Source organism: Marinicella rhabdoformis (assembly GCF_009671245.1).
GTDB classification, from domain to species: Bacteria; Pseudomonadota; Gammaproteobacteria; order Xanthomonadales; family Marinicellaceae; genus Marinicella; species Marinicella rhabdoformis.
Genome location: NZ_VTFS01000004.1, coordinates 42544 through 69214, shown reverse-complemented (window position 1 = coordinate 69214; position 26671 = coordinate 42544). Strand labels below are relative to the sequence as shown.

Below are 26671 nucleotides of genomic sequence, written 5' to 3'. Positions count from 1 at the left end.
ATGGATTTTATTAAAGATATAACCGCAGGTTATCGCCGCAAACGGCTGTGGAAGAAATTGGCCATTCTTGAATTAAAAGCGAGGTATCAAGGGGCTTATTTAGGGGCCTTTTGGATTGTCTTGGCTTTGATGATTAAAGTGGGGGCGTTATCACTGGTTTATTCAATGGTTTTAGATAAAGACTTTAAAACATATGTCATGTTTTTGGCATTAGGTGTTTTAACCTGGAATTACATTTCTGCCATTTTAGTAACCAGCGGAACTTTGTTTAAAAAAGCAAGCCACTTCATGCTGCAAATGAAGCTGCCCCATTCAATTTTTGTGTTTCAAAATACCTACAGAGAAGTGATATCTTTGGTGTTATATCAATTGTTTGCCATACCACTGGTGATTCTGATTAATGGGTTTGATGTGGTCTCTTGGGTTTGGTTGTGGGCATTGTTGGGTTATGTGATTATTGTAATCAATGGTTTTTTTGTCAGTATGTGGCTGGGCTGGGCTGGAATTCGTTTTCCAGATGTGCAACCTTTAATGGCCAGTGTGGTAATGATTTTATTTTTAGTTACACCGGTATTGTGGCCACCTCCAGAAAAATATATAGACAGTTTGTATTTTCAATTAAATCCCTTTTATCATTTATTGGAATTGATTAGGGCCCCCATTTTACATGGGCAGGTGCCTTATGAATCATTTGCTGTTGCTGGGGTTGTGTTGTTGATTAATCTATTGATATGTTTGATGGTTTATAGAAAAGTTAAAGACAAGTTGGTTTTGTGGATGTGAAATGAGTGAAATAATATTAAAAGATGTGTCATTCAGCTACAGGTATTTTTCTTCAATTGCCGGTGGTTTATTTCAAAGCAACGGTGGTCTTCAGCGAAAAATGGCATTAGATAAAGTGAACCTTCATATAAATCAAGGCGATCGGGTTGCGTTACTGGGCGTCAATGGTGCAGGAAAATCAACGTTATTAAAGTTGATTTCAGGCGTCTTTAAACCAGAATCAGGTGAGGTTAAGACTGTAGGCACCATATATTCTTTTTTTGGTAGGAATGTGGGTGTCATGCCTCAATTGTCAGGTATGGACAACCTTCACGTTAGGGGTTTGTTATTAAACCTATCAGAAGAAAAAATTCAGAAGAAACTGAGTCAAATTTTAGGTTTTATTGAGTTGGGTAGTGCGATCAATAGGCCTGTATCAACATATTCACAAGGAATGAAAGCCAGGTTGACTTTCGGTATGTTGATGTTTGTGAAGGCTGATATATTGCTGATAGATGAAGGTTTAGGAGCGGGAGATCAATTTTTTTTAGAGAAAACACGTTTATTTATTGATGAATTATTAGATCAATCCAAAATATTAATTTTTGCGAATCACTCACAACAATTATTAGGTCGTTTTTGTAATAAGGCACTGTTGATGAATGATGCAAAAGTTGAGGCGTTTGGTAACATTGAAGAAGTTTTAGCAACTTATAATCAACTTAAGTGATTGAAGGATAGTCATGAGAATTAAAAGCATCTTAAATCACATTTTAAAGAAAATCAGACCTCAAACAGAGTTAAAGTACAATGAACACAAAGCTGATGAAACAGCAGCCGGTAACGTGTGTTTTTTTACTCATGTACCTAAAACAGGGGGGACAAGTTTTATTGTTTTCTTGGATCGGTTTTATCCATCCCATGCGATTCACCAACCCCAATTGTGGTGGGAAGTAGGTGATTTAAAACAAGTGAGGACTGCGAACTATAAACTTTTTAGAGGCCATTTGGGTGGTCAATCAAATTCATTGCTAACTGACCAGGAAGTAGACAGCATCACTTTACTTCGAGATCCAGTTAAACTCGCCTATTCAACTTATCAATTTGTCAAAAGAATAAAGGAAACCGCGCTTCATGATTTGGTTGTCAAAGAAAACATGAGTTTTGAAACATTCTTGGCACATCCCAAAACACAACATTTGGTATCAGATCGATTGATTCACAATTATTGTTATGGCTATGGTGTAGATAAAGATTCAATACAATTCCCTGTCAATGAATCTACATTTCCTGAGTTAAGAAAGCAATTCAATCAAGGTATGAAATTACTTTCTGATGATGCAAAACTGGAGTTGTCTCAGCAGTTTTTAGAACAGTGTCGATGGGTTGGTATTTTAGAACAGTTTGAGCATGCAGTGAGGTTGCTGTGCTTTAAAATGATTTGGCCTCCTATGGGCGCTTCACAGAAGTTGAATACCCATAAAAGTCCGCCAGTCATCAGTGATAAAGCCTATGAACTGGCCATGAAACTGAATAAAAATGACATGCTTTTATACCAACAAGCCAAAGAAAAGTTTAATAAAGAGCTGCAGGAAATGTATCAAGCCTTGGGTGTAAACAGTAGCGATGCGGCTGAAATTTTGGATCAGGCCATAGACCGACATTATCAAGAAAATCATTTGCAATCAAACATGGGCAGCTTGTCACAAGAAGTTAGTTTTGATTGTTCACAAGTGTTGCTTGGTAACCAGTGGCACAGGCGAGAATGGAGTGAAATTGATCAAAAGTATTTTAGGTGGTCTGGACCTGGTTTGCGTGCTTCTCTTGATTTTTGGATGCAGCCGTCAGATTACGAGGTTACCATCACTTTATTGGATGCGATTAATCCACAAATAATTAATGAGCTGTCATTAGATATTAAAGGCAAGAGAGTCAATTTACAACATCTTGGTAAAGGCAGGTCAAGAAAGTTGTCATTCAAAGTCAATACAAGACACTTCACTGACAAGGGTTTGTTGAGAATGACCTTCCACTGTAAGGAAGTCAAAACACATTATTCAGTTTTTGGTTTTGACGACAGTCGATTGGTAGGAATAGCTTTGAGTGATATCAGTATCAGGCCAAGATTTTGATTAAAGAAGACCAAACATTTTCAAGTTATCCTTGGTATTTTGCACACATACCCAAATCGGGGGGCACAACTTTTACATCATTGTTTGACCGACTTTTTGATGAAAGTGAAATATTTCAGCCTCAACTGTTGTGGGAAGTTGGAAAGATATCTCCCGAACTTTGTAAAAAATTCAACTTCTTTAGGGGGCATTTTAATGCTTTTGGAGAGCAGCTGGCATACAGAAAAACCAGAAACCTAACGATATTAAGAGCCCCAGTTGATATGGCTTATTCTAGTTATAAACACGTATGTAATGACAGTAAAACCAAGTTGCATGCAAAGGTGGTTGGTGAAAACTGGAGTTTTGAAGATTTTATTTTTAATCCTGAGTCTAAAAACTTAGTCAGCAACAGAATGACAAAATTTTTACAGTTGGGTTCCAATGTGGCATACCACAGTGAAGCGCTAAATTTAAATGAAGATACTTTTGGTAAATTTCGAAGGGAAAAGAAAATACAACAAAATAGACCGCAATTGGACGAAAAATTTAAATTGGCGCTGGCTTACTTGGAGCGTTGTTTCTGGGTTGGTGTATTAGAAGATTTGCCTAGGTGTTTAGGCCTGTTATGTTATCAAATCGCTCACCCACCTTTAGGCGCTATTCCAGTATTAAACAAAAGTCGCCAGCAAACGAACACTTTATCTGATGCAGCCATAAAGCATCTGGAGTCAATTAACAGCTATGATATGGCATTGTTAACTTGGGCTAAAGAGCAAACTGCTTCGAAAATTAAATCAATAACAGGAGCTGTGACATTAAGTGATGCCCAGATTGAAAAAAACTATCAGCAGAAACATTTATCCGCATTTAATAAAACACTGCAGAATGAAGTCAAGTTCAGTATGAATCAATCCATGATCGGTGACCAATGGTCTGATCGAGAATTTGACCAAGACAGTTCTGAAGTTACCAGGTGGGCAAGTCTAAACAAAGCGTCTTTCATTGACTTTTGGGTGGTGAAAAAAGATTATGAAATCAATATTTATATAACTGAATTTGCTTTACCTTCTTGGGAAGATTTAGTCCTTCAAGTGAATGGTGCTGAGTTGCTTTATACTGTAACTAAAATGTCAAAAAGCTGGATATTAAAAATAAAAGTACAAAAGTCATTACTTAAAAATGATGGCTTGTTGAGGGTGTTGTTTTCGACGAAGAAACAAAGGGCTTTAAGTCAAAACAAGCGGCAATTCGGCATTGCAATTAACAGGATTACCATACTATGAATAAACCAAAAATTTTAGTGGATGGCTTTAATTTAAACTTAAAAAAAGGCTCAGGGATTAAAACTTACGGCATCACATTGTTGGATGCCTATTCATCGATGGACAATCAAGTAGATGTCTTGTTAGATAATGAGTTCACCACAGGTAAAAATGTCATTTTGGATGAGGTGAATTTGTTTGATCAAGATGAAATTAGGCCAAAAAGTAAATTTAAGTTTCAATTGCTGAATAACATAAAAGCATTGAGTTATTTAATACGCAAGCGTTCTGGTCACTTAATAAAACCTCAAGTGACTGAGCCAGATCCTATGAATTATTTATCACAGGTTTCTGGCAGTCGTTATCAGTATATTGAAAACATTCCAGACGTATTTCATTCTGCCAACCGCTTGTTTGCAGTCACTAAAAAAGTAACGTCACTTAAGCTCAAGCAAAAGCCAGACATTTTTCACTTGACCACGCCTTGGCCTGTCAAAGTTCCAGGCGTAAAGACGGTGGTAACAATTCATGACTTAATTCCATTAAAGGTGCCTTTTACGACACTGGATATGAAAAACCATTTTTACCATTTGTTCAAATGGGCGGCTGAATCTGCGGATATGATTTTTTCTGTTTCAGAGCACACAAAAAAAGACATCATGGAAATTTATGGCATTCCTGAAGAAAAGATTCAAGTAACCTATCAGTCATATAAAAAATCTGATGTCGTAACCACTGAAGAAGATGATTCAATTTATTTGAAAGCTAAAAAATTAGCCGCACAAAAATATGTATTGTTTGTCGGTAACATTGAGCCCAAGAAAAATATTAAAGCTTTAATTCAAGCCATGGCATACATACCCAAAGGTTATAAGTTGGCTGTCGTTGGAAGAAAGGCTTGGATGCATGAATCGCAGCTTTCAGATTTGACCAGATACTTAAAGAAAAAAGAATATGTCTTTTTAGATTATGTTTCTGAAGAAGAATTAAGCATGTTGTATAAAAATGCTTTGTGTATGGTGTTTCCTTCTTTGTATGAAGGATTTGGCCTGCCTGTATTAGAAGCGATGGCCCATGATTGTCCAGTGATTTGTTCAAATGTTTCGTCTTTGCCTGAAGTGGGTGGTGATGCTGCTTTGTACGTAAATCCCTATAAATTTACTGAAATTCGTGATAAATTAAAAGAAGTGATTTCAAATGAGGAATTACGCAGGGGGATGATTGAAAAAGGGCGCGATCGTGTGTCATTTTTCAGTCCTGAAAATTACGTTAAAAGATTAAATCAGGCGTATGAAAAACTTTATTCAAAAAGTTAGTTCTTTGTGGACAAACCACAGCACAAATATACAAAACGCAAATTACTTTACGCACATACCAAAAACGGCTGGGACCAGTTTTATTGTTTTGTTGGATCGTTTTTTTAAACAATCTGATATCTTCCCTAGTCAGTTATGGCGTGAAGTTGGATCAATCAACAAAGAATCGAATCAGGTATTTGAATTATTCAGGGGGCATTTTGGTGGTGGTGGCGTCAGCTCGTTAACAGAAAGGCCATTGAATTATTTCACCTTGTTACGTGATCCATATGCACTGTCTGTTTCAACTTTCCAATTCATCAAAAGGGAAAAAAACACCCTGGCACATGATGTCGTCTCTCAAGATGATTTCGACTTGGAGGCGTTTGTCACTGACAGCAAAACTTGTCATTTGATTAATAATCGCATGGTGAGAAATTTGTCTTTTGATTTCATTGAAGACCCTTCCGCACAAGAAGTATTTCTGTCAGAGGAAACCATTACAAGTTTAAAACCCTTGCTGGCTGAGTCGCAAAAAGCCTTGTCACCTGAGCAAAGGTATCAGCGTGCTATATCATTTATCGACAACTGTGTTTGGTTTGGTTTGGTAGAGCATTTTGACCGCTCAATGGATATGCTGTGTCATTATTTCAAAACACCCAGTTTAGGTAAAAGTCAAAAATTAAATACCAAGCCAATAGCTTTAGATATCTCTGAAAAAGCGCATCGCAGAATAGAAATTCTGAATGCATGGGACATTAAGCTGTATCGATATGCGACAGCAGTTTTTGAGAAAAGGTATCAGGACATGTTACACGATCTTGAATCATTCAGAAGTCACCCGAGTCAGCATATTGATGACCTGTTGGACAAACAATATCAGCAGCATCAAAAGTACCCCAAACGTACTGCGTATGAGTTAACCTTTGATAAAAAAATGGTGGGCTCACAATGGCATCGCAGAGAATTGTTAGCTGAAGATGGTTCTTATTTTCGATGGACAGGGCCAGAAGCTGTCAGCACAGTAGATTTGTGGGTCAAACCTTCAGATTGTCGCTTACAAATGCGGGTGATTAATGCACTTTCACCAGAAGATTTAGACATGATGGAACTGAGTATCAACGGTAAGCAGGTTGAATGGAGTTCAGATGCTGAGGGTGTGGTGCGTTTGGTTACTGCAAATGTACCCAAGTCACACATCAAACCCAATGGTTTGGCTCGAGTAAAAATCTCATTGCCTAAAACACAAAGTCATCAAGAAGCATTTCAATCAGATGATGAAAGACTTGTTGGTGTGGCTGTTCATTGGCTAAAATTCATGACATGATTTTATATTTACTGCCCACACATGGGTAAACCGCCCATTTTTATAACAGGAAGGTTCCGTGCAGGAACCTCTTTTTTGTGGCAATTGTTTGATCGATTGCCAGATTTTTGTGCTTGGTATGAGCCATTGCATCCACAATTGCCTTCACATGTGAAGTACATCAAGCCCAAAGCAGATCATGTGGGCATCAAGGATTATTGGCGCAGTTACAGCCTTCATCCTGAGTATGTAGATGGCTTCAATTCAGATTTTGCTCACAACGGGTTATGGTTAGAGTCAGACAGTCAATACCCAGAACTTAAACAGTACATAGACGGTTTGATTGAATTATCTGGAGGGCAGCAAGCTGTTTTACAGTTCAATCGGGTGGATTTTCGTTTGAAATGGTTAAGAGCCAATTACCCTGATGCGATTATTATTCATATCAAGCGAAAGCCCATGCAACTTTGGTACTCTCAAAGAAAACATTTGCCCGAATCTGAAAGGAATAACCCATCGGCTCCTGATGCTTATGAATTGATGCAATGGTCTGTGGCTTTATCATCTAGGTTTCCTTTTTTAGCCAAACGCAACCATCCGCACGCTTTTTACCGCAGCTACATATTACACAAACTTTCTGACTTGATGGGTGCGCAGTGTGCTGATTTGTGTTTGTCACTCGAACAGGATGTGTTTGAAAGTGATAAGTTCGCAGCAAAGCTCGAAAAGCATGTGGGTTTAACTTCTGATGTCTGGTTAAAAGCTCAGGGACAAAAGCATGTTCCCCCTTTGATGGGTATGGATGTTAATGAAATGTCCAAGTTAACAAAAATAATGGCAGGGGTTGATGCGTTGTTGTCGCAATCCGGATTAAAACCGCATTGTGGTCAATTAACACTGGAACAAATAAAAAGTGAATTTTCTGAATTTTGGGACAGCCAGTCCTTGGATGTTGAATGGCAAAATGAAGAAATGTTACACGCCATGGCGGTACAACAAACCGAGTTAACCAATCTGATGGCAATCAAAAATGACCTGGCAGAGCAGCTACAACAACTGAAACACAGTCAGCATAATAACTAAGCAAAATGAACAAACAAAAACGCACCGAAATTTTTACACGCTGGCGCAACATCAACCCAAAACCCGAAACCGAATTGGAATATTCATCGCCTTTTGAATTGTTGGTTGCCGTGGCATTGTCTGCACAGGCCACTGATGTGGGTGTCAATAAAGCGACGCGTAAATTATTTCCAGTGGCGAACACACCAGAAGCGATTTATGCTTTGGGAGAAGAGGGCTTAAAAGAATATATTAAAACCATAGGCTTGTTTAATTCAAAAGCCAAACACGTGATTCAAGCTTGTAAAATTCTGATTGAGGAATTTGATTCTGTGGTGCCAGAAAACCGCAAAGATTTGGAATCTTTGCCCGGTGTGGGTAGAAAAACTGCCAATGTGATTTTGAATACAGCATTTGGGCAGCCTGCAATGGCCGTGGATACCCACATATTCCGCGTCAGTAACCGAACCAAAATCGCACCGGGTAAAGATGTTTTGGAAGTCGAAAAGCGCTTGATGCGTTTGATACCCAAAGAATTTATCCTCGATGCGCACCATTGGCTGATATTGCATGGCCGTTATACCTGTAAAGCGCGCAAACCCAACTGCAAAGAATGTGTGATTGTGGATTTGTGTGAGTTTAATAAGAAAGTGCTGGATTAATCAGTCAATTTTCGCTTTTTTATTAAACCAAATTTCAAAAGCCAAAGCCGCCTGCCCATAAAGCATGCCCAGTCCGCCGTGGCTGGCTTTGGCGCCTAAGGTTTTGGCAGTATCAAGGAATGGTTTTGCCGCTTGTCCATAACTCAAATCGTAAGCAGTGGTGTGTTCGTTGAACCAATCACTGTTTAAATGAGGGCATAAACCTTGGTGGCCAATGGAAGTGGCATGAATGATGAGGTCATAACTTGGGCCTGTCGTATCAATGTTAACGGCTGAGCATGAGTCAAACTGGTTGGCCAGTTCAATGGCTTTGGCCTGCGTACGATTGGTGATATGAATTGAGTTTGGACATTCTGTAAGTAATGCTGGAATGATGCCTTTGCTGGCACCTCCTGCGCCAATGATGAGGATGGATTGGCCTTTAATTGTTATGCCTTTAGACTTCAAGTCTAAGACAAAGCCAGCACCATCGGTGTTGTCGCCCCACAACTGATTATTCTGAATAAACAATGTATTGACAGCGCCGGCCAATTCAGCTCGTTCAGTGATGGCATCTAAGGCTGGAATGATGTGTTGTTTGTGTGGCACGGTGATGTTGGCACCTTTTCCGTCTTGGGCAAAGAATTGATGTACTTGTGCCCAAAGTATGTCTTTTTCAACATCAATTAAATGGTATTCAATGTTTAAGTCAAATTGTGCCGCAAAACCTTGGTGGATTTTGGGTGACTGACTGTGCGCTACTGGGTGACCAAACAAAGCCAACTGATACGGCCTTGTTTGATTTGTTGTTGAAGTGTCTGGTTTGTTCACTCGCTCAACCATTCGGTGACACGGTCGGCATAATAGGTCAATATGGCATCGGTTCCGGCACGTTTGAAACACATCAAAGCTTCCATAATGGCGGGTTTTTCAGCCAGATAGCCATTGTCTATGGCACTTTGTAACATCGCATATTCGCCTGATACATGGTAGGCGCAGACAGGTACATTAAAGTGTGACTTGGCCATTGAGATGATGTCAAGGTAAGGCATACCAGGTTTGACCATCACCATATCAGCGCCTTCGTCTATGTCCATGGCGATTTCATCAATCGCTTCTAAGGCATTGGCGGGATTCATCTGGTAGGTTTCTTTTGAGCTTTTACCTAAATTTGCAGCAGAACCGACGGCGTCACGAAATGGCCCATAAAAGCTGGAGGCATATTTGGCGGCGTAAGATAAGATGGCGGTGTTATACAGTTTGTTGTTTTCTAATGCCTCACGAATGGCGCCAACACGACCGTCCATCATGTCTGAAGGGGCAACCACATCAGCACCGGCTTTGGCGTGTGATTTGGCCTGCATCACCAGCGCTTTGATGGTGACGTCATTAAGGATCTCACCTTGTTCATTGATGATACCATCTTGTCCGTGAGACGTGTATGGATCCAAAGCCACATCGGTGATGACCATCAACTCAGGTAATGATGACTTGATGGTTTTGACACTGCGCTGTACCAAGCCTTCGGTATTCCAAGCTTCAGCGGCATCATCTGTTTTGAATTGGGAGTCAATCACAGGGAAGAGGGCAATCGCATTCAACCCCTTTTCATGCAAAGGCACCAATTTTTCAAGTAAAACATCAACACTCATGCGCTGGACGCCCGGCATGGAATCAATTTTTTCAGTGCGGTTAAAACCATCCAATACAAAGACTGGCCAAATCAAATCGTTGACTGTCAGGTGATTTTCTGCCGATAAATTTCTGATGGCTTGTGAGCTTCTTAAGCGTCTTTTTCGAGTGAAAGGGTATTGCATCTGCTGATATGGCCGGTTAAGGCATGACTAAAGGTGATAGTTTATTGAATTTGGGTTAAAATTTCACCTTTTAAAAACCACAAAGAACATGGCCGTTATCATAAAGACCCCAGAACAAATTGAAAAAATGCGCGCAGCGGGACGCTTGGCCGCAGAAGTATTGGACCTGATTGGTGAATACGTTAAGCCGGGTGTGTCAACGCAAACCTTAGATGACATCTGTCATAAACACATTACTGAGGTTCAAAATGCCATTCCTGCACCCTTGAATTACCGTGGCTTCCCTAAATCGATTTGTACTTCGGTTAATCATGTGATTTGTCATGGCATTCCGGACGAAAAGAAAATCTTGAAAGAAGGCGATATCGTCAATATTGATGTCACAGTGATTAAAGATGGCTGGCATGGTGATACATCACGGATGTATTTTGTGGGTGAACCCAAACAGCGCGCTAAACGATTGGTTGATGTCACATATGAGGCAACAAAATTGGGCATTCAAATGGTTAAACCTGGTGTGACTTTGGGTGACATTGGGGCGGCGATTCAAGCCCATGCTTATAAGAACCGTTACTCTGTGGTCTATGAATATTGTGGTCATGGTATTGGTCAAACATTCCACGAAGATCCACAAGTCTTGCACTATGGGCGAGCTGGCACAGGTTTGAAGCTGGAACAAGGCATGACTTTTACCATTGAGCCAATGATAAATATTGGTAAGCGGCATTCTAAGTTGTTGGGTGATGGATGGACCGTTGTCACTAAAGATCGAAGCTTATCAGCCCAGTGGGAGCATACCATTGCGGTCACTGAAGATGGTTATGATGTGTTGACTGAGTCTCCTAATTTTCCGCTCTGATATTTAACCAATAAGTTATGGCATTACTGGCACCACCTGACCACGCCGATGACTACTTTGATGTGTTGTCATTGTCTATCATGGCCGGTGCCAATGTAACCACTGACGTCTCCTCGCAGGCTTTTGTTTTAAAAAAAGTGTTGGCAGCTGCCGATGAAAAGCTCAATGAACACTTTTATCAATGGCAAAACATTTCTCGATTGGTTCATACCCGTGCCTGGGTGGTAGAACAGTTCGTTTTGTTTTTTTGGCGGCAAGGCTTGGCTGGTTATAAGGGACTCAGTTTGGTTGCCGTTGGTGGTTTCGGTCGGGGGGAAATGCAGCCGCATTCTGATGTGGATTTGTTGATACTTTTTGATGGTGAATTACCCCAATCTCAGGTGGCACAGTTTATTCAAGATCTTTGGGACTTGGGTTTGGATGTGGGGCATGCCGTGCGGACAGTGGCCGAGTCAGTGACTTTAGCTGATAATGACGTTACAGTGGCCACCAATTTAATGGAAGCGCGTTTCATGACGGGTTGTGTAACCTTATTTGATGACATGATACGCCAGTGCAGTGATGACATCATTTGGTCTGGCCGAGACTTTTTTCAAGCCAAATACAAAGAGCAAGGGTTGAGACATAAAAAGTGTGGTGATACTGCTTATAATCTAGAACCCAACATCAAAGAAGGCCAAGGGGGATTGCGGGATATTCAAATGATCACTTGGGTGGCACAGCGGCATTTTCATGTGCGCACCATGCATGGCTTGGTTGATGTGGGTTTTTTGTTACCAGATGAATATATCAGTTTACAAAGGGGACAGCGAAAACTTTGGAAGATTCGTTTTGCCTTGCATTTATTGGCTGGCAGAAAAGAAGATCGCATCTTGTTTGAGTATCAAAAAAAGTTGGCAGCGATTTTTGGCTATCAAGATGATGAAGATTCGCTGGCAGTAGAAAAGTTCATGCAAAGTCATTACCGCAATGCGATGCAGCTGGAATTGTTGAACATGCGTTTGCTACAACTGTTCAAAGAAAACATTTTACAAAATGACGAAGACAAGAATATCATTGAACTGAATGAAGATTTCGTTATCATTAACCACTATATAGAAGCTCAAAAGCCACAGTTGTTCATCAAAAAACCAGCGGCTATTATGGACCTGTTTCTGTGTTATCAACAACACCCAGAAACTGCAGGAATCCGTGCCAATACCCTGCGTTATTTGAGCCAATCATTACATGTGATTGATGACCAATTCAGAGCTGACCCAGAAATTAAGGATAAATTTTTAACTGTATTCAAACAAAAAGATTTGGTATACAGTCAACTGAGTTTAATGAATGCCTTGGGTGTATTGGGCTTATACCTGCCAGTATTTGGAAAAATTGTTGGCCGCATGCAGTATGATTTATTTCATATGTACACAGTGGATCAACACAGTTTATTTGTGTTGCGGAATATCAGGCGGATCATTCGTGATTCAAACCCTCATGTCTTGGCACATGACGTGGCCCAATCTTTTGATGCACCTTATGTTCTTTGCTTGGCTGGTTTTTTTCATGACATAGCCAAAGGAAGGGGCGGTGACCATGCAGAATTGGGTGCTGTGGAGGCTGATATTTTTGCAGTTGAGTTTGGCTTGCCTGAGCATGATAAGTCTTTATTGGTTTGGTTGGTTAAATACCACCTCATCATGTCGGTAGTGGCTCAAAAGCAAGACATCAGTGATGTTGCAGTGATTTCAAATTTTGCTGAATTGGTTCAAGATCAGCGACATTTAGATGCTTTATATGTCTTAACCATAGCAGATATTTCTGGTACAGACCCTAAATTGTGGAACTCATATAAAGACAGTTTATTGTCTGAGTTGTACCAAAGGACCAGTCAGTACTTGGACAGCAGCGGACCTACGGATCAAGTGGCGCAAAGTAAGACTGAAGCTTTAGAAATGCTAGATGATGACAAACACAAAATCATACAAACACTGTGGCAAGACATTCCTGATAAGTTCTTTGATTATACCTCTGTTGACCAAATTGCACTGATCAGTGATGCGATTGCCAATAACAATAACCAAGAGACTGTGTGTATTACCGACCAACATGACGATGGTTTCGAAGTGGTGATTTACGGCAAAGATCACAAAGGGTTGTTCCATCATGTGGTGCAATTATTAACCCAATATCAGATTAATATTGTGAATGCCCGTATTTACAGTGGTAAGCAAGCACATGTGATGGATTCATTCCATTGCTTAGGTGAATATGATGATGATTTATTGGTTTCTTTGACAGCACAATTGTTGGAAGTATTGAAGTCTCAGAATTATGAAGTACTTGTGCCTCAACACCGAAGTGACCGCCGTGAACAGCATTTTTCTGTTGCCACGGAAATAAGTTTTACGCGAGGACGCAGTGACTTTGAATCGCGCATGGAAATTAAATGTGCTGATCAACAAGGCTTATTGGCAAATATCACCGCTTGCTTTTTACTACATGACATTGAAGTACATGCGGCTAAAATTGCCACTTTTGGCCATCAAGCCGAAGATGTGTTTTGGTTGAGCCATGACAACAAAGCTTTAAGTAAAGACAAGGCCAGTCAACTGATGGTCGAATTAAACCAAGCCTTGTCAGACGACTGAATTCTTACCCAGAAAGCTATTTCGTTTTAAAACACACCCCCTCAGAATATTTTATATGTAAAGCCCATGAATGCGCTCAAAGACTCGTCATCACTGACGATTGGGCTATTGGTTACTTCATTGTCATATTGAGTGATCCCGATGTTACCCAAAAAGCGAAGTTTCTCTGTCAAGGGCTTGAGTACCATGACACCAGCACTTTGTGTGGCACTGCTACTTGTTTGGTAAAATGGCCTGTTATCTGTAACTGATCCTGAGTCAACACCAAAATAATAGTTCACCACATCACCACTGTATTTCTGCCAGCTCAAGCTGGGGATGAACACCCATGATTTCACAGGAATGTATGCAGAATAGCCCAGTTTGAAACTGTGTCCACCATGTTTATTGGTGATTTCTTGGGTTTGACTAGCAGAAAAATAACCTATGGGGCTTTTATAAGTTGCTTCTACACCTGCACTGACAGGAAAGCCAAGGCCAGGCATGTCTTTCAACTCGGGGCTGTCGCCTCGGTCTTTGTCTCCGATGAAGTCAGCGCCAATACCAATTTTTAAGTCCCAATGTTTACTGTCAACAACCTGAAACCCCAATTCTCCACCTTGGAAATAAAATTTTTTGTATTTGTAATCAATGGCTGGAAAAGCTTGGGTTCTGTCCTCTCCGCCCACGTAAATTGATTGACTTCGTGCCACAGCGAGACCCAGTGACAATTCATGAGTGGGGGCTTTTTCAGCAAAAGATGGTGTGTAAAAAGTGCAAAGCAGTAATCCCAATGTACTAGAGGTGATGATTTTGTTTGTCATGTTAGGTCAATTTTAAAAGTGTAAATGGTATCACACCTGCGTGAAAATTGAGTGATCGTTCAGTTGCAAATATGCCAAGGCATTTATGTGGGTGTGTTTCTCGTAAAGTGGTCCGAAGAGTGCCTGTCTCAGTGTTACAATCATGCGTTGTCAAACTATCAGTGAAACCATGTCAAAATCTAATCAATTAATCGTCGGCTTAGCACAAATGGCACCTGTGTGGCTGAACAGGGAAGCATCCATTGACAAAATGTTGTCTATGATGGATGAAGGAAAATCTCAAGGATGTGAATTACTTGTTTTTGGTGAAGGGGTTTTGCCCGGCTATCCTTTTTGGATTGAACTGACCCAGGGAGCACGTTTCAATGCCCAAGATCAAAAAGAACTTCACGCACATTATTGTCAACAAGCAGTGCAAATTGAACGTGGCGATTTGGACAGCATTTGTCAGCGTGCCAAACAACACAAAATGGCCTTGTACTTGGGCATCATAGAAAGGCCTGTCGATCGTGGTGGGCACAGTTTGTATTGCTCCATTGTCTATGTTAATGAACAGGGTGTGGTGAAATCGGTACACCGTAAATTGATGCCAACTTTTGAAGAAAGGTTGACTTGGTCAATAGGTGATGGGCATGGTTTACAGACACATAAGTTAGGGCCTTTTACTGTCGGTGGCTTGAATTGCTGGGAAAATTGGATGCCCTTGGCGCGCACCGCGCTTTACGCCCAAGGTGAAGATTTACATGTGGCCAATTGGCCTGGCAGCATCAGGAACACCCATGACATCACGCCGATGATGGCCAAAGAAGGCCGTTCTTTTGTTATGTCGGTAGGCGGTTTGATGCGACCCGAAGATTTTCCTAAAGACACGCCACATTATGATGCGATCATCAAAGGTTGTGTAGGCATCGACTTTTTAACCGATGGTGGTTCTTGTTTGTGTGCCCCAGACGGCAGTTTTGTTATTGAGCCGCAAGTGAATGTGGAAGGTGTGTTTTCTGCGACAATTGATCACAACAAAGTATACGAAGAACGTCAAAATTTTGACCCCGTCGGTCATTATTCACGACCCGATGTATTTGAGTTTAAAGTGAATAAGGACAGGCAGGGGTTTGGCGAGTAATATAAGGTATAATATGATTGTAGTTAAAGTTTAGATTGGAGCGGAAATGAAAGAAATTTTTGTTGCATTATTTTTAATGCTTGGCTGTACTTCAGTAGCTTATTCACAATCTTTTCACATTTAAATTACGCCTGAAGCAGGATTTGATGCAGTGGATGCCATTTACAATGAATTCAATTCACAGCAGCCACAAAGTATATTAACTGTATTAAATGACCACATGCCTGCTGAAGTGAGGTATTTAATTTCAAACAGACCCTATGGAAAGCGATTGGAATTGATGATTGCATCACCTGATTGGTCGGCTGCACAACTGGCACGTCGTTTGATTATCAGGTTTAATTATCCGCAAGATTTGACGGCTGTGTTGGATAATTTATCTTCACATGAAGCGGTTGAATCGGTTTATTTTGACTTCACCTTGAATCCATTGGAAATTCAACCTGAGCAGCCGAGCTCTGAAGAAGACATTGTTGTTAATTTGTCGTATTTACCATTTGGTTGCGATTATCCTAGCCCAACAAACTCATCCGGTGAAGATTATGATGTCACCATAAATGGTTCAGTCATTGAATTGGATGTTTCTGCATACCGGAATTTTTTACCGAGTACTACCATTTGTTCAATCAGTCCAACGCAACTTTCGGCTTACAACCTAGGTTCTTTACCAACCGGTGATTATACCGTTATGGTCAACCATGTTTATAATGCTGATGCATTTCCTGTAACGCAACAACAAAGAAACGTTGTCGGTCAGTTTCCTTTGATGGTGCGAGGCAGTCAAGTTACAGCTGTTCCTGCCTTTTCTTTTTGGGCTGTTATTTCTTTAACCTGTTTGTTATTGATATCGAGTTTTCCTTTTCGAGAAAGGTGGTTTTAAACAACGGTTAATTTAGCAAACTTGGCGGCCAATACTTTAGGGCCGACTTGATTGAATTGAACCAGTACTTGTAAGTAATCGCCTTTGCCGCTCATGTCGGTGATGACACCTTCGCCAAAACTGGCATGTGTGACATTTTGGCCTATTCGATAGGGTGAATCGCTGTCTGGTTTTGTTTGTTGTTGGTAGGGTGTGCTTTGTCCGTAGTGGCTGCTGGGACGAGCGGGATGAATGTTGCCGCGTTGTTGTTTGGTTAATTCTTTTGGAATTTCGCGCAAAAACTGAGAAGGTTGGCAGGGAGATATTTTACCCCTGATGCGCCTTGATGTGGCGTAACTGAGGAACAGCTGTTTTTCTGCGCGGGTGATGCCGACATAAGCCAAACGGCGCTCTTCTTGTAGTTTGTTTAAATCTTCCATTGAGTTTTGGTGCGGGAATAAGCCTTGTTCCATGCCGACAATAAACACCACTGGAAATTCCAAGCCCTTCGCTGAGTGCAAAGTCATCAACTGCACATGTGGTTCGTCTTTGTTGTCTCGATCACCGGCATCCAAGGACACGGCGGCCAAAAAAGAAGACAATGGGGTCAGGCCCAGCTCTAAATCTTGGTCACTGATTTCAAACGTTTCGCCCGCATTGAGTAATTCATCCAAGTTTTCCAAGCGTGTTTGGGCTTTTTCAGGTGGTTCTTTGAGGTAATGGTCTTTTAATGACGTGCGTTCAATGATGTCAGCGAACAGGCCAGCCAAGGGTTGGTCTTGGTTGTTTTGCTGTAACTCGTCTATTAAGTTGGCAAAGGCGGCAAATGATGTGGCAGCGCGATTGGCTAACTTACTTTGCTTAACCAAGTCCAAACCAGCTTGCCACAAACTGCTTTGGTTCATGGCCGCATAGTTGCGAATCATGTTGATGGTTTTTAAGCCGAGACCGCGTGTGGGTGTGTTGATCACACGTTCGAAGCCGATGTCATCATGCCGGTTATTGATCAGGCGGGCATAGGCCATCACGTCTTTGATTTCCATGCGTTCGAAAAAGCGCAAGCCGCCATAGATTTGGTAAGGAATCTGGCGCTTGATTAACGCTTCTTCGAGTAAACGAGACTGGGCATTTGAGCGATATAAAATACAAATGTCATCAGGCCGGGTGGTGTTGGCCAGTAGGGCATCAATGGTTTCGCCGACATAAAAAGCTTCGTCAAACTCAGAGTGTGAGCCATAAATGCTGACAGGTTCGCCTTTTTCTTGTGCAGACCACAGGTTTTTGCCTAATCTTTTGTTGTTGTTTTTGATCACGCCATTGGCGGCATCCAATATGGTTTGGGTGGAGCGGTAATTTTGCTCTAATTTATAAAGTGCAGTATTGGCGTTCAGTGTTTGGTAATCCAAAATGTGATCAACTTTGGCACCTCGCCATGCATAAATCGATTGGTCATCATCACCGACGACCAGTACTTTGTTGTTTTTACCGGCCAACAGTTGAATGAAAGCTGATTGGATGCTGTTGGTGTCTTGGAACTCGTCGACCAAGATGTGCGAAAAACGCATTTGATATTTGTGTAAAACATCTTCGTTATTGAGCAGCAATTCGTGTGCTCGCAGTAGCATTTCAGCAAAATCAACCAAGCCAGCACGGTTGCAGTGGTCGTCGTATTGCTGATAAACCTTAATTAAAGTTTGGTTGTTGAAATCGCCAAAATCTTCGACCTCATTGGCACGCAGGCCCTCGTTCTTTTTGTCGTTGATAAAACCTTGCACTGAACGCGGTGGCCATTGTTTTTCATCCAGTTCTAAATCACTCAGGCAGCGACGAATTAAGCGGTATTGATCATCTGAGTCTAAAATTTGAAAATTCTTTGGAAGGCCTGCGGCTTCGGCATTGATTTGTAACAAACGCAAAGCGATACCATGAAAGGTGCCGATCCACATGTTGTTGATGTCTTGTTTCAACATGTAAGCAATGCGGTTGCGCATCTCTGCGGCAGCTTTGTTAGTAAAAGTCACAGCCAAGATGCTGAAAGGTGATACAAATTCAGCACCAATCAACCAAGCAATTCGGTGAACCAAAACACGTGTTTTACCACTGCCAGCACCGGCCAGCACCAAGGCATGTTGGGCATCTGTAGTCACTGCTTGTGCCTGAACTTCATTCAGGTTGCGTAATATGTCTTCAGTGTTTAGGCTCATAATGCGATCTTTTATAAAGGAAGTTGCTGTTGTTCTTCAACCACCACCATTTGGTGTCCACTGATGTCAGTAAATTGTGATTTGATGCTTTTTTCTATGCTGTTAATACCTTGCGGTGACAGCGGATAGTAAATGTGTTGACTTTGGGCATCGGTGTTTTTGACGCTGATGGCCACTAAACCTGCTTGCTGACTTTCAAAAAAATTAAGTTCAACGGGTAAGTCAGGTCTGATTTCACCTTGTATTTCTGTCCAATAATCACCGGTCAGGCGATGTTTTTCAAAACCACCCAAACAGATTTTTTCATCGCTCAACGGCCATTCCGTTGCTTGAAATAAATGTAATTCTAGCCCGTGAGCTTGAAATGCTGACATGGCGGTTCTTTGTGCAATCAACCATTCCATATAAGCCTTACTCTCGGCATTAAAGTAACTGGCCATCTGACCATAGCTGAACATCGGTGAAAAGACCAAGTGGTCAACCAAAAAGAAATGGTTGTGTTGCGGGCTTTGACTCGCCATTTTGGCTTGTTTTTGCAACAACGCCGCTTCAATCACTTGCCAAACAGGATCCATTCCCAGCTGCTCATAATGGTTGTGCATCATGGCCAACAAATCCAATGTGGTCATGTAATTGGCGTGGTTGATGTTGGGTGTCAAGTGAGCACTGATGGCTTCAAAACAAGGCGGTGAAATCATGCCTTTGTGCATCAAATCAGCTTCAAACTGTTCAGCCAGTTCATCATTGTTTGTAAACAATACGAATGGCATCAACATCAACACCTGATCAGAGTCGGTAGGGTGCAAACCTTGTGGCATAAAACCATTATCTGAGCCAATGGTCAGCACCTTGTTCATTTGCAATTCGCCCTGAAATGCGGCTTCGGCATATTGTTTCAAGGCATCATGAACAGGCCATTTAGGTTGCAAAATTTGTTCAACAGGGAAGGCGGCGGCTGCAAAAGCCAAAGCAGAATCATCCTCATCCAATGGCATGATGGCGCGTAAATCACGGGCCAACATTTGGCCAATGTGGTCAGCCGATTCTTTGTCTACTGTTTGTGTAATAGATTGTTGGCATTCAAGGGCGAATAGGCCATTGAGTTGGTGTTTGTAGCTCATTCTTCTTCGAACTCTTTGCCTTGGTCCATAAAAGATTGTTCTTCAGCAAACCATGATTTGGCGATTGTTGATAATTCTTCAGTGCCAACGCGACGCAATGCTGAGAAAGTTTGGCAAGTTGTTGTTGGGCTCAGTGCTTTGATTTGGCGTTTGACATCGACCAAGGTTTGTTTGATTTTTCCATTGTTGATTTTGTCTGATTTGTTCAAGATGACGTGTGATCGCATGCCTGAATTGAACGCCCAAGTAATCATCTGTTTATCGAAGTCCTTCATTGGGTGGCGGATGTCTTGGATAATCACCACACCAATCAAACTTTGACGCTTCATCAGGTAGTTATTGATTTCTTGGTCCCAATGTTTGCGCATTTTGATGGGCACTTTGGCGTAACCGTAACCGGGTAAATCGACTAAGCGTAAGCCAGGTGAAAACTCGAAACAGTTAAATAATTGGGTACGACCCGGTGTTTTACTCACTTTGGCCAAGCCTTTGTTGTTGGTCAAGGCATTAATGGTGGTCGATTTTCCTGCATTTGAGCGACCTGCAAAAGCAATTTCCATACCAGAATCAGCAGGTAATTGTGCAATGGTATAGGCACTGATGAGAAATTCGCAGCGATTGAATATGTTGGCCATGCTAAATTGTGAACATTCAAAAGCGGCTATTTTAAAGGACTGAGCCAAAATTTGATATGTTCACGGTTGGCTTATCGGCTATAATATCGGCTTTTTTAAGTCAGCATTTCCAATAGGGGTCAATATGAAACACATCATTCTGTCTTTGTTACTGGTTATATCTACTCATGCTTTGGCACAAGATGCCGAAAAAGGTAAAGCCTTATCAGCCACTTGTGGCGCATGTCATGGCATGGACGGTAACAGCGTCAACCCAATCTGGCCTTCGATTGCCGGTCAGCATGAAAAGTACATTGAGCGCCAAATCAAGTTGTTCAAATCGGGTGCGCGCCCAAGTGCCAACATGGCACCGATGGTGGCGGCTTTGTCTGACCAAGACATCAAAGATTTGTCAGCATTCTTTGCTTCACAAAAAATGAAGTTAAAAGCAGCTGATCCTGAAATGGTTGAGTTGGGTCAAAGCATCTATCAAGGTGGCATCAAAGACCGCAACATTCCTGCTTGTTTGGCCTGTCATGGCCCAACAGGTCAAGGCAATCCACTGTCGGGTTACCCGAAATTGGCAAACCAGCATGCGGCATACACAGTGAATGAGTTGAAATTGTACCGTGCTGGCCGAGTGATTGAGGGCAGTGACAACCCCAATGACAGTGTCATGGCAGAAGTGGCTCAATATTTGAGTGATGAAGAAATCACCGCCGTAGCCAGCTACATTCAAGGCTTACAAAAAGCCAAATAAACTTAAAACGAACTAACTGAGTCGCTTGCTGTCCAAGCGGCTCAACAATTGAAAGAGGAAAACATGAAAAAACTAACTTTATTTTTAGCGCTGTTCTTAGTTATCAGCTGTTCAAATGCTGATCAACAAGAAGCAGAAGCTAAAGTTGAGGCTATTAAAACAGAAGCGACAAAAGCGGTTGAAACGGCTAAGTCAGAAGTCAAAGAGGCTGCTGAGGAAGCAGTCACTGAGCAAGTGGCCAAAGCGACAAATACCGTGGCTAAGAAAGTTATGCCTGCGGAAGTGAACTATCAGGCTGGGATTCATTACACAGTTTTAAACCCAGCGTGGGATACAGAGACTGAAGATGAAGTCGTTGTTTATGAGTTTTTTGGATATTTGTGCCCTCATTGTTATTCTTTCCAACCCTATATGAAGGCTTTTGAGCAAAGAAAGAAAGACAATGTGAAGTTGGTACGTGTTCCTGTCGTTTTCCAACCCATCTGGAAAATCTATGCACAAGCATACTACACAGCAGAATCAATGGATTTGTTAGAAAAGTCTCATAATGCTTTCTTCGAAGCCATTCATCAGCATAAGAAACAATTCAGAACCATTGAACAAATTGCCGACTGGTATGCTTCAAGTTTCGGTGTAGATAAAGATAAATTCTTATCAACAGCAAACTCGTTTATGATTGATGGCATGATTCGCAAAGGTGATCAAATGATGCGTCAGATGCAAGTACAGTCAACACCTACTGTTGTTGTTAATGGTAAATTCAAACCCAATGCCAAACAGTTGAAAACACGTGAAGGCATGATGGATTTGGTTGATTACTTGATTGATGCTGAAAGCAAATAAGTAAGTAACACCTCAGAAAATAAAAAGCTGGTCAATCTTTAAAGAATGACCGGCTTTTTTTATGACCTAAAAAAAGTGAGATACTCTACTTAAGCTACACGTTCTATATCTATCAAGCCTTCTAGGCTGGAAGCGCGATCGATGATCAGTTTAAGGTGGTCAAAGTCTTTGACTTGAACGCTGATACTGATGTGTAAAAGGCCCGCTTCAGTATCACTTTTGGCATTCAGTGAAACAATTTGTGCTTGAAGTTGAGCAACCAAGATACTGATGTCTTTGATGACGTGTTTTTTGTTTTGGGCAGTCAGTTTGAGTTGACTTTGCATGCCCCAGTTGTCTTCATCTCCCCAGTTCACATTAACCAACCTGTTAGGTTCTTCAGAAATCATGTGAAGGTAATTGTCACAATGTATGCTGTGAACACTGATACCTCTTATGCGTGTAATGTAGCCTCCGATTTGTTCACCTGGCTTGGGTTGGCAGCAACTCGCGATGGTGGTTTTCAGTGAATCAACGCCTTCAACAATGATATGTGCTTTTTTGTTGGTAACTTTCTTTTTGCTGGTCTTCTTTTTGAATCTTTTTTGAGGGTTGGTTTGAAACTCGGCCCGGTTGACAACTTGAGTTACGGTGATATCGCCCGTGGCAATCATTGCATACAACTTATCTAATTGATGTAAGTTGAAGTGCTGCAAAATAGCATCATAGTCAATGTCAGTGAGGGCGAACTTTTTCAATTCATTGTCTAAAAGTTCTTTACCAATGACCAAGTTTTTGTCAAAGTCGTTTTCTCTGAACCAGTGGCGTACCTTTGCCCTTGCTTTGGCGCTGTGTAAATAGCCAGACTGCTCATGTAACCAATCTCGAGATGGCTTGGCTGTTTTGGCAGTTAAAATGTCTACACGATCACCAGTGGAGAGTGGTCGCGTCAGTGGTACGATGGAACCGTTAACCTTGGCCCCTTGACAGCGATGCCCCACTTCGGTGTGTACATGATAAGCGAAATCAACAGCTGTACAGCCTCGAGGCAAATCAATCACATCACCTGTCGGTGTGAAGACATAGATGCGTTCTTCTTGAGTGTCAGATTGAAAAGCGCCTAAAAGGTCTTCTGAACTGCTGTTTTCAGAGAGCAGCTGGCGCATCCAGTTAACTTTGCTGTCATAGTTTTGGTCTTGTTTGCTGCCGTCTTTGTAGCGCCAATGAGCCGCCACACCCAACTCAGCATGTTCATGCATTTGATGGGTTCTGATTTGGACTTCCAAGGTTTTACCGTCAATCATCACCACAGTGTGTAGGGATTGGTACATGTTGCCTTTGGGTTGCGCTATGTAATCATCAAACTCTTTGGGTATATGAGACCATGTGCCATGGACCAAGCCTAAAGTGGCATAACAGTCTGCAACAGAATCTACAAGCACCCGTACCGCCCTGATGTCGTATAAACCATCGAAAGAGAGGTTCTTTTTCTGCATTTTCTTGTAAATGCTGTAAATGTGTTTGGGACGGCCAGCAATGTCAGCCTGAATGTTGTTCTGTGCCATTACTTCAAGTAAGTGCGACGAACAATCTGCAATAAATTGCTCTCTGGCTTTTCTTTTCTCAGCCAGTTTTTTGGCAATGCTTTTGTATTGTTCGCCTTGAAGAAAACGGAAAGACAAGTCCTCCAATTCCCACTTGATTTGCCATACACCCAATCGATTAGCTAAAGCAGCATGGTAGGTCATGGTTGATGTGGCCAGTTGTTTTTGCCACGCTTCACTGAAAGAAATAGCCGCTCGCATCAAGACCACTTGTTCTGCGAGAAGGATCAGCACCAAACGCACGTCATTTATCATGGCGAATAACAGGCGGCGCAATCCTTCGGCATTGTTGGATTTTGGATTGATGAGCCAGTCAGCTTGGTGAATTTTTAGCAAATCATCAATGATTTGCTGTTGTTTCGATGTCAGTGTTTGGAGTTGCGCTTTTGCCTGAGGGTGGTTTGTTCTCAAGGCATGAAAAAGCGCGTAAATCATCAGCATTTCTTCGTCTGCTTTGAGTGCCTCAAGCACAGCTACAGTTTGTGAGTAATGCGATTCAGAACGGTGTGTGTCATCAATGATCCAATGATCTTGTATTGGTGGTTCAAAATTCATAATACCTGAATTTGTAAAATTAATTGAGTTGGTCTGTAAGCCGGGTTCTGTACGTTAAAAACGTGGCAATCATTCATCTGGGTCATACATTGCTGCATGCCTCAAGCAACCTACCCGAAAACAGTGTGGGCCACACCTCGCGTTTTCCTATTTGGTCTTGCTCCAAGTGGGGTTTACCATGCCACCTTTGTCTCCAAAGTCGCGGTGCGCTCTTACCGCACCATTTCACCCTTACCAAACCGAAGTTTGGCGGTATCTTTTCTGCTGCACTGGCCGTAGGCTCGCGCCTCCCGGACGTTATCCGGCACCCTGCCCTGTGGAGCCCGGACTTTCCTCGATTGTTACCAACCGCGATTGCCCGACCAACTCAGAGGCTATTGTGGTGTTTTTTGAATAAAAAGCAATCACTATCTGTGATTATGCTTAAATTTAAACATAAAAAAAGGCACCCGAAAGTGCCTTTTGATTGGCTTATTAGCTTGTATTATTTACCAATATTTTTCTTTAAAAACTTTAATATGGCTTTGTATAAGTCAAGTCTGTGTGGTATTTTTTGGAATCCGTGCCCGTCTTTCTTATACATGGTTTTGTATTTGATGCCTTTTTCTTTCAATTTTTTCTCTAAGAAATAAGCATTTTCTATAGGGACTCGAACATCTTCTGTGCCATGAACCAAGAAGATATCTGCAGTCACTTTATCCAGGTTCAAAGCAGGAGAGCGTGAGTCCAATACGGCTTGGTCTTCATATGTGCCAAACATTTGTTTGAAATAGTTTTGTCTCGCTTTGCGGTTGCCTTTGAAAGAGTCGGCTTTTTTCCATTGCAATTCTACTTCGTAAATACCCGCATCAGGAATGGTACATTTGTACAAGTCAGGTTCGCGTACTACCGCTTGCATAGAGGCATAACCACCATAACTCACGCCATGGATACAAATACGATCTTTGTCAGCATAACCTTGGTTGATGGCCCATTTTGTGGCATCAGTGATGTCGTCTTGCATCTTGGTGCCCCAGTAGGTGTATCCTTCTTTTTCAAACTTCTTACCATACCCGCCCGAACCACGGAAATCCAATTGAACCACTAAGTAGCCATGGTGTGCGAGTAGTTGTGCGCGGTTGTCAAAGCCCCAGCGGTCTCTTGGACCATAAGGGCCACCATGTGGGTAAATTACCATGGGTAAGTCTTTTAATTCTTTACCGTTTGGAATGGTCATCAGTCCATACATCTTCAAACCATCACGTGCAGTCATGGTGAAAGGCTCTACTGCAGCCATTAATTTAGGATCAATTTGAGAGTTGCGGCTGGCAACATAAGTGACTTTGTTATCACGTCGATCAATCAAGTAGTAATCACCAGGGTTTTTGTCACTGCGAACACTGATAGTGGTGATGTTTCTGTCTTTGGTATAAGTACCTATGCCAATGGCTTGGCCTTTGAATGATGCACGAATTGATTTGTGGAATGCAACTTCGCCTTTAACAGACTCATCTTCTAAGTAAAAGTAATCAGGATAGCCTGCTTCGTAGTTAACACCAATCACTTCATCATTACGGCCAGTGATGGCAGAAGCTATATCAACATCAGGATGTCTGAATAACTTGGTGATTTTATCAGTGCTGAAATTGTAAGAGAATAGGCCAGTGGTGCCTTCGTCTTTTAAATCATGGTTCGATGCAAAGTAATAAATGTTATTGTCTTTACTGAAACCTAAACCAGCAACTTGAGGAGGTTCAGTTTTGTTGTTTGGTAATGTCATTAATTTCCAATCACCACCAGATTTTCTGATGTGCAAATAAATAACATCGTCGTCAAAATTAAAACGATCGACCGGATCGTATTCAACAGCAACACGAGGTTCATCATTGTGATCAACCCGAATAGAATAAATTCGAGACAAAGTCCCACCAACAGTGCTTGGGGCGCCTTTCATGTAGCTCATTTTACCGTTGTGGATGTTCATTTTATTTAATTTGGCACTGCCGCCATCAGCATAATGGCTTTTAGAAATTAAAACATGATCAGGTTGGTCTTCAAGTAATGAGATGATTCGAACACCAGATCTTTGAAAGTCATGAAGCATGGTTGCGTTTTCGCCATCAATATCCACGGCTTTCATTTCAGGTTTTTTAGGTCTGCCATCTAACCACCCAGTAATGTATTGGCTAACGAAGACGATTCGTTTGTTGCTGACCCAATCAAATTGAGCCACTTCTCGATCATCACCCACGTCGAACGCAAACAAGCCTTTCTTAGTTTTCATATTCATGATGCCGAGCTTAACTTCTGACCCTTCTTCGAAAGTAAAGGCCAGGTGTTTGGCGTCAGGTGAAATTTTTACTGACTTGAATTTGGCTTTAGCCGCGAATGCTTCAAGTGGAACTTTTTTTGCGGCCAATGCGCTGTTGCTTAATATCAGCAAGGCCATAAGGGATAGAATTTTTTTCATCGTTTA

At 41.7% G+C, this 26671-nt stretch carries 22 protein-coding genes and 1 other RNA gene; 14 read left to right on the top strand and 9 right to left on the bottom strand.

The genetic code is table 11. The features are described from left to right. From FET73_RS10885 to nth, 8 genes are all read left to right on the top strand, one after another. The gene (locus FET73_RS10885) at positions 1 to 783 is read left to right on the top strand and encodes an ABC transporter permease (RefSeq protein WP_154223988.1); all 783 of its coding nucleotides are present in this window, start codon (positions 1 to 3) and stop codon (positions 781 to 783) included. Between the two features lies 1 nt (position 784). After that, positions 785 to 1492 (top strand): ABC transporter ATP-binding protein, encoded by a 708-nt coding sequence (locus FET73_RS10880; RefSeq protein WP_154223987.1) that lies wholly within the window; start codon positions 785 to 787, stop codon positions 1490 to 1492. A gap of 13 nt (positions 1493 to 1505) precedes the next feature. After that, positions 1506 to 2894 (top strand): hypothetical protein, encoded by a 1389-nt coding sequence (locus FET73_RS10875; protein WP_154223986.1) that lies wholly within the window; start codon positions 1506 to 1508, stop codon positions 2892 to 2894. Continuing rightward, positions 2891 to 4159 carry a sulfotransferase family protein gene (locus FET73_RS10870; RefSeq protein WP_154223985.1) on the top strand — a complete coding sequence of 423 codons (1269 nt, stop codon included), beginning with the start codon at positions 2891 to 2893 and terminating at the stop codon, positions 4157 to 4159. The genes FET73_RS10875 and FET73_RS10870 overlap by 4 nt, the downstream gene beginning before the upstream one ends. Then, positions 4156 to 5454 carry a glycosyltransferase family 4 protein gene (locus FET73_RS10865; RefSeq protein ID WP_154223984.1) on the top strand — a complete coding sequence of 433 codons (1299 nt, stop codon included), beginning with the start codon at positions 4156 to 4158 and terminating at the stop codon, positions 5452 to 5454. The genes FET73_RS10870 and FET73_RS10865 overlap by 4 nt, the downstream gene beginning before the upstream one ends. Positions 5455 to 5545: 91 nt before the next feature. Next, positions 5546 to 6760: a hypothetical protein gene (locus FET73_RS10860; RefSeq protein ID WP_246172731.1), complete on the top strand. Its 1215-nt coding sequence runs from the start codon at positions 5546 to 5548 to the stop codon at positions 6758 to 6760. 21 nt (positions 6761 to 6781) lie between these two features. Next, positions 6782 to 7822, top strand: coding sequence for a sulfotransferase (locus tag FET73_RS10855; protein ID WP_154223982.1), 1041 nt, complete (start codon positions 6782 to 6784; stop codon positions 7820 to 7822). A 5-nt stretch (positions 7823 to 7827) separates the two neighbouring features. Beyond that, the gene (gene nth, locus FET73_RS10850; protein WP_154223981.1) at positions 7828 to 8463 is read left to right on the top strand and encodes an endonuclease III; all 636 of its coding nucleotides are present in this window, start codon (positions 7828 to 7830) and stop codon (positions 8461 to 8463) included. On the opposite strand, the gene aroE is transcribed toward nth, so the two are convergent. Beyond that, positions 8464 to 9273, bottom strand: coding sequence for a shikimate dehydrogenase (gene aroE, locus FET73_RS10845; protein ID WP_179952236.1), 810 nt, complete (start codon positions 9271 to 9273; stop codon positions 8464 to 8466). Then, entirely contained in the window at positions 9270 to 10259 is a 990-nt protein-coding gene (gene hemB / locus FET73_RS10840) for a porphobilinogen synthase (RefSeq protein ID WP_154223979.1), read from the bottom strand. The genes aroE and hemB overlap by 4 nt, the downstream gene beginning before the upstream one ends. 88 nt (positions 10260 to 10347) lie before the next feature. On the opposite strand from hemB, the gene map reads away from it, so the two are divergent. Continuing rightward, the gene (gene map, locus FET73_RS10835; RefSeq protein ID WP_154223978.1) at positions 10348 to 11118 is read left to right on the top strand and encodes a type I methionyl aminopeptidase; all 771 of its coding nucleotides are present in this window, start codon (positions 10348 to 10350) and stop codon (positions 11116 to 11118) included. Between the two features lie 17 nt (positions 11119 to 11135). Further along, positions 11136 to 13751, top strand: a complete 2616-nt coding sequence (glnD, locus tag FET73_RS10830) for a [protein-PII] uridylyltransferase (RefSeq protein WP_154223977.1) — start codon at positions 11136 to 11138, stop codon at positions 13749 to 13751. A gap of 41 nt (positions 13752 to 13792) precedes the next feature. Here glnD and FET73_RS10825 read toward each other — a convergent pair whose 3' ends face one another. After that, complete coding sequence (locus FET73_RS10825) at positions 13793 to 14554, bottom strand: MipA/OmpV family protein (RefSeq protein ID WP_154223976.1); 762 nt, start codon at positions 14552 to 14554, stop codon at positions 13793 to 13795. A gap of 169 nt (positions 14555 to 14723) precedes the next feature. On the opposite strand from FET73_RS10825, the gene FET73_RS10820 reads away from it, so the two are divergent. Both FET73_RS10820 and FET73_RS10815 read left to right on the top strand, forming a co-directional pair. Then, on the top strand, positions 14724 to 15677 hold the full coding sequence (locus tag FET73_RS10820) for a carbon-nitrogen hydrolase family protein (protein WP_154223975.1): 954 nt from the start codon (positions 14724 to 14726) through the stop codon (positions 15675 to 15677). A 151-nt stretch (positions 15678 to 15828) separates the two neighbouring features. Beyond that, positions 15829 to 16557: a hypothetical protein gene (locus tag FET73_RS10815; protein WP_154223974.1), complete on the top strand. Its 729-nt coding sequence runs from the start codon at positions 15829 to 15831 to the stop codon at positions 16555 to 16557. On the opposite strand, the gene uvrD is transcribed toward FET73_RS10815, so the two are convergent. The 3 genes from uvrD to yihA are packed head-to-tail and all read right to left on the bottom strand — an operon-like array spanning position 16554 to position 20496. Next, entirely contained in the window at positions 16554 to 18740 is a 2187-nt protein-coding gene (uvrD, locus tag FET73_RS10810) for a DNA helicase II (protein ID WP_154223973.1), read from the bottom strand. The two genes, FET73_RS10815 and uvrD, sit on opposite strands and share 4 nt — an antisense overlap. 11 nt (positions 18741 to 18751) lie before the next feature. Further along, on the bottom strand, positions 18752 to 19861 hold the full coding sequence (locus FET73_RS10805; RefSeq protein ID WP_154223972.1) for a hypothetical protein: 1110 nt from the start codon (positions 19859 to 19861) through the stop codon (positions 18752 to 18754). After that, the gene (yihA, locus tag FET73_RS10800; RefSeq protein WP_154223971.1) at positions 19858 to 20496 is read right to left on the bottom strand and encodes a ribosome biogenesis GTP-binding protein YihA/YsxC; all 639 of its coding nucleotides are present in this window, start codon (positions 20494 to 20496) and stop codon (positions 19858 to 19860) included. Before yihA ends, FET73_RS10805 begins: the two co-directional genes overlap by 4 nt. 124 nt (positions 20497 to 20620) lie before the next feature. On the opposite strand from yihA, the gene FET73_RS10795 reads away from it, so the two are divergent. Beyond that, positions 20621 to 21235 carry a c-type cytochrome gene (locus FET73_RS10795; protein WP_154223970.1) on the top strand — a complete coding sequence of 205 codons (615 nt, stop codon included), beginning with the start codon at positions 20621 to 20623 and terminating at the stop codon, positions 21233 to 21235. A gap of 63 nt (positions 21236 to 21298) precedes the next feature. Then, positions 21299 to 22078: a thiol:disulfide interchange protein DsbA/DsbL gene (locus tag FET73_RS10790; RefSeq protein WP_154223969.1), complete on the top strand. Its 780-nt coding sequence runs from the start codon at positions 21299 to 21301 to the stop codon at positions 22076 to 22078. An 89-nt stretch (positions 22079 to 22167) separates the two neighbouring features. Here the strand turns inward: FET73_RS10790 and FET73_RS10785 are convergent, their stop codons facing one another. From FET73_RS10785 to FET73_RS10775, 3 genes are all read right to left on the bottom strand, one after another. Continuing rightward, on the bottom strand, positions 22168 to 24216 hold the full coding sequence (locus tag FET73_RS10785) for a RelA/SpoT family protein (protein WP_154223968.1): 2049 nt from the start codon (positions 24214 to 24216) through the stop codon (positions 22168 to 22170). Positions 24217 to 24236: 20 nt separating this feature from the next. After that, an RNA gene (gene rnpB / locus FET73_RS10780) (RNase P RNA component class A) lies at positions 24237 to 24586 on the bottom strand. Positions 24587 to 24700: 114 nt separating this feature from the next. Next, positions 24701 to 26665: an alpha/beta hydrolase family protein gene (locus FET73_RS10775; protein WP_154223967.1), complete on the bottom strand. Its 1965-nt coding sequence runs from the start codon at positions 26663 to 26665 to the stop codon at positions 24701 to 24703. Positions 26666 to 26671: the final 6 nt, after the last annotated feature.

Bases quoted from the DNA above. Each gene is read 5' to 3' on its own strand.
- FET73_RS10885 (WP_154223988.1), top strand. From the start codon at position 1: ATGGATTTTATTAAAGATATAACCGCAGGTTATCGCCGCAAACGGCTG.
- FET73_RS10880 (WP_154223987.1), top strand. From the start codon at position 785: ATGAGTGAAATAATATTAAAAGATGTGTCATTCAGCTACAGGTATTTT.
- FET73_RS10875 (WP_154223986.1), top strand. From the start codon at position 1,506: ATGAGAATTAAAAGCATCTTAAATCACATTTTAAAGAAAATCAGACCT.
- FET73_RS10865 (WP_154223984.1), top strand. From the start codon at position 4,156: ATGAATAAACCAAAAATTTTAGTGGATGGCTTTAATTTAAACTTAAAA.
- FET73_RS10855 (WP_154223982.1), top strand. From the start codon at position 6,782: ATGGGTAAACCGCCCATTTTTATAACAGGAAGGTTCCGTGCAGGAACC.
- nth (WP_154223981.1), top strand. From the start codon at position 7,828: ATGAACAAACAAAAACGCACCGAAATTTTTACACGCTGGCGCAACATC.
- hemB (WP_154223979.1), bottom strand. From the start codon at position 10,259: ATGCAATACCCTTTCACTCGAAAAAGACGCTTAAGAAGCTCACAAGCC.
- map (WP_154223978.1), top strand. From the start codon at position 10,348: ATGGCCGTTATCATAAAGACCCCAGAACAAATTGAAAAAATGCGCGCA.
- glnD (WP_154223977.1), top strand. From the start codon at position 11,136: ATGGCATTACTGGCACCACCTGACCACGCCGATGACTACTTTGATGTG.
- FET73_RS10825 (WP_154223976.1), bottom strand. From the start codon at position 14,554: ATGACAAACAAAATCATCACCTCTAGTACATTGGGATTACTGCTTTGC.
- FET73_RS10820 (WP_154223975.1), top strand. From the start codon at position 14,724: ATGTCAAAATCTAATCAATTAATCGTCGGCTTAGCACAAATGGCACCT.
- uvrD (WP_154223973.1), bottom strand. From the start codon at position 18,740: ATGAGCCTAAACACTGAAGACATATTACGCAACCTGAATGAAGTTCAG.
- FET73_RS10805 (WP_154223972.1), bottom strand. From the start codon at position 19,861: ATGAGCTACAAACACCAACTCAATGGCCTATTCGCCCTTGAATGCCAA.
- yihA (WP_154223971.1), bottom strand. From the start codon at position 20,496: ATGGCCAACATATTCAATCGCTGCGAATTTCTCATCAGTGCCTATACC.
- FET73_RS10795 (WP_154223970.1), top strand. From the start codon at position 20,621: ATGAAACACATCATTCTGTCTTTGTTACTGGTTATATCTACTCATGCT.
- FET73_RS10790 (WP_154223969.1), top strand. From the start codon at position 21,299: ATGAAAAAACTAACTTTATTTTTAGCGCTGTTCTTAGTTATCAGCTGT.
- FET73_RS10785 (WP_154223968.1), bottom strand. From the start codon at position 24,216: ATGAATTTTGAACCACCAATACAAGATCATTGGATCATTGATGACACA.
- FET73_RS10775 (WP_154223967.1), bottom strand. From the start codon at position 26,665: ATGAAAAAAATTCTATCCCTTATGGCCTTGCTGATATTAAGCAACAGC.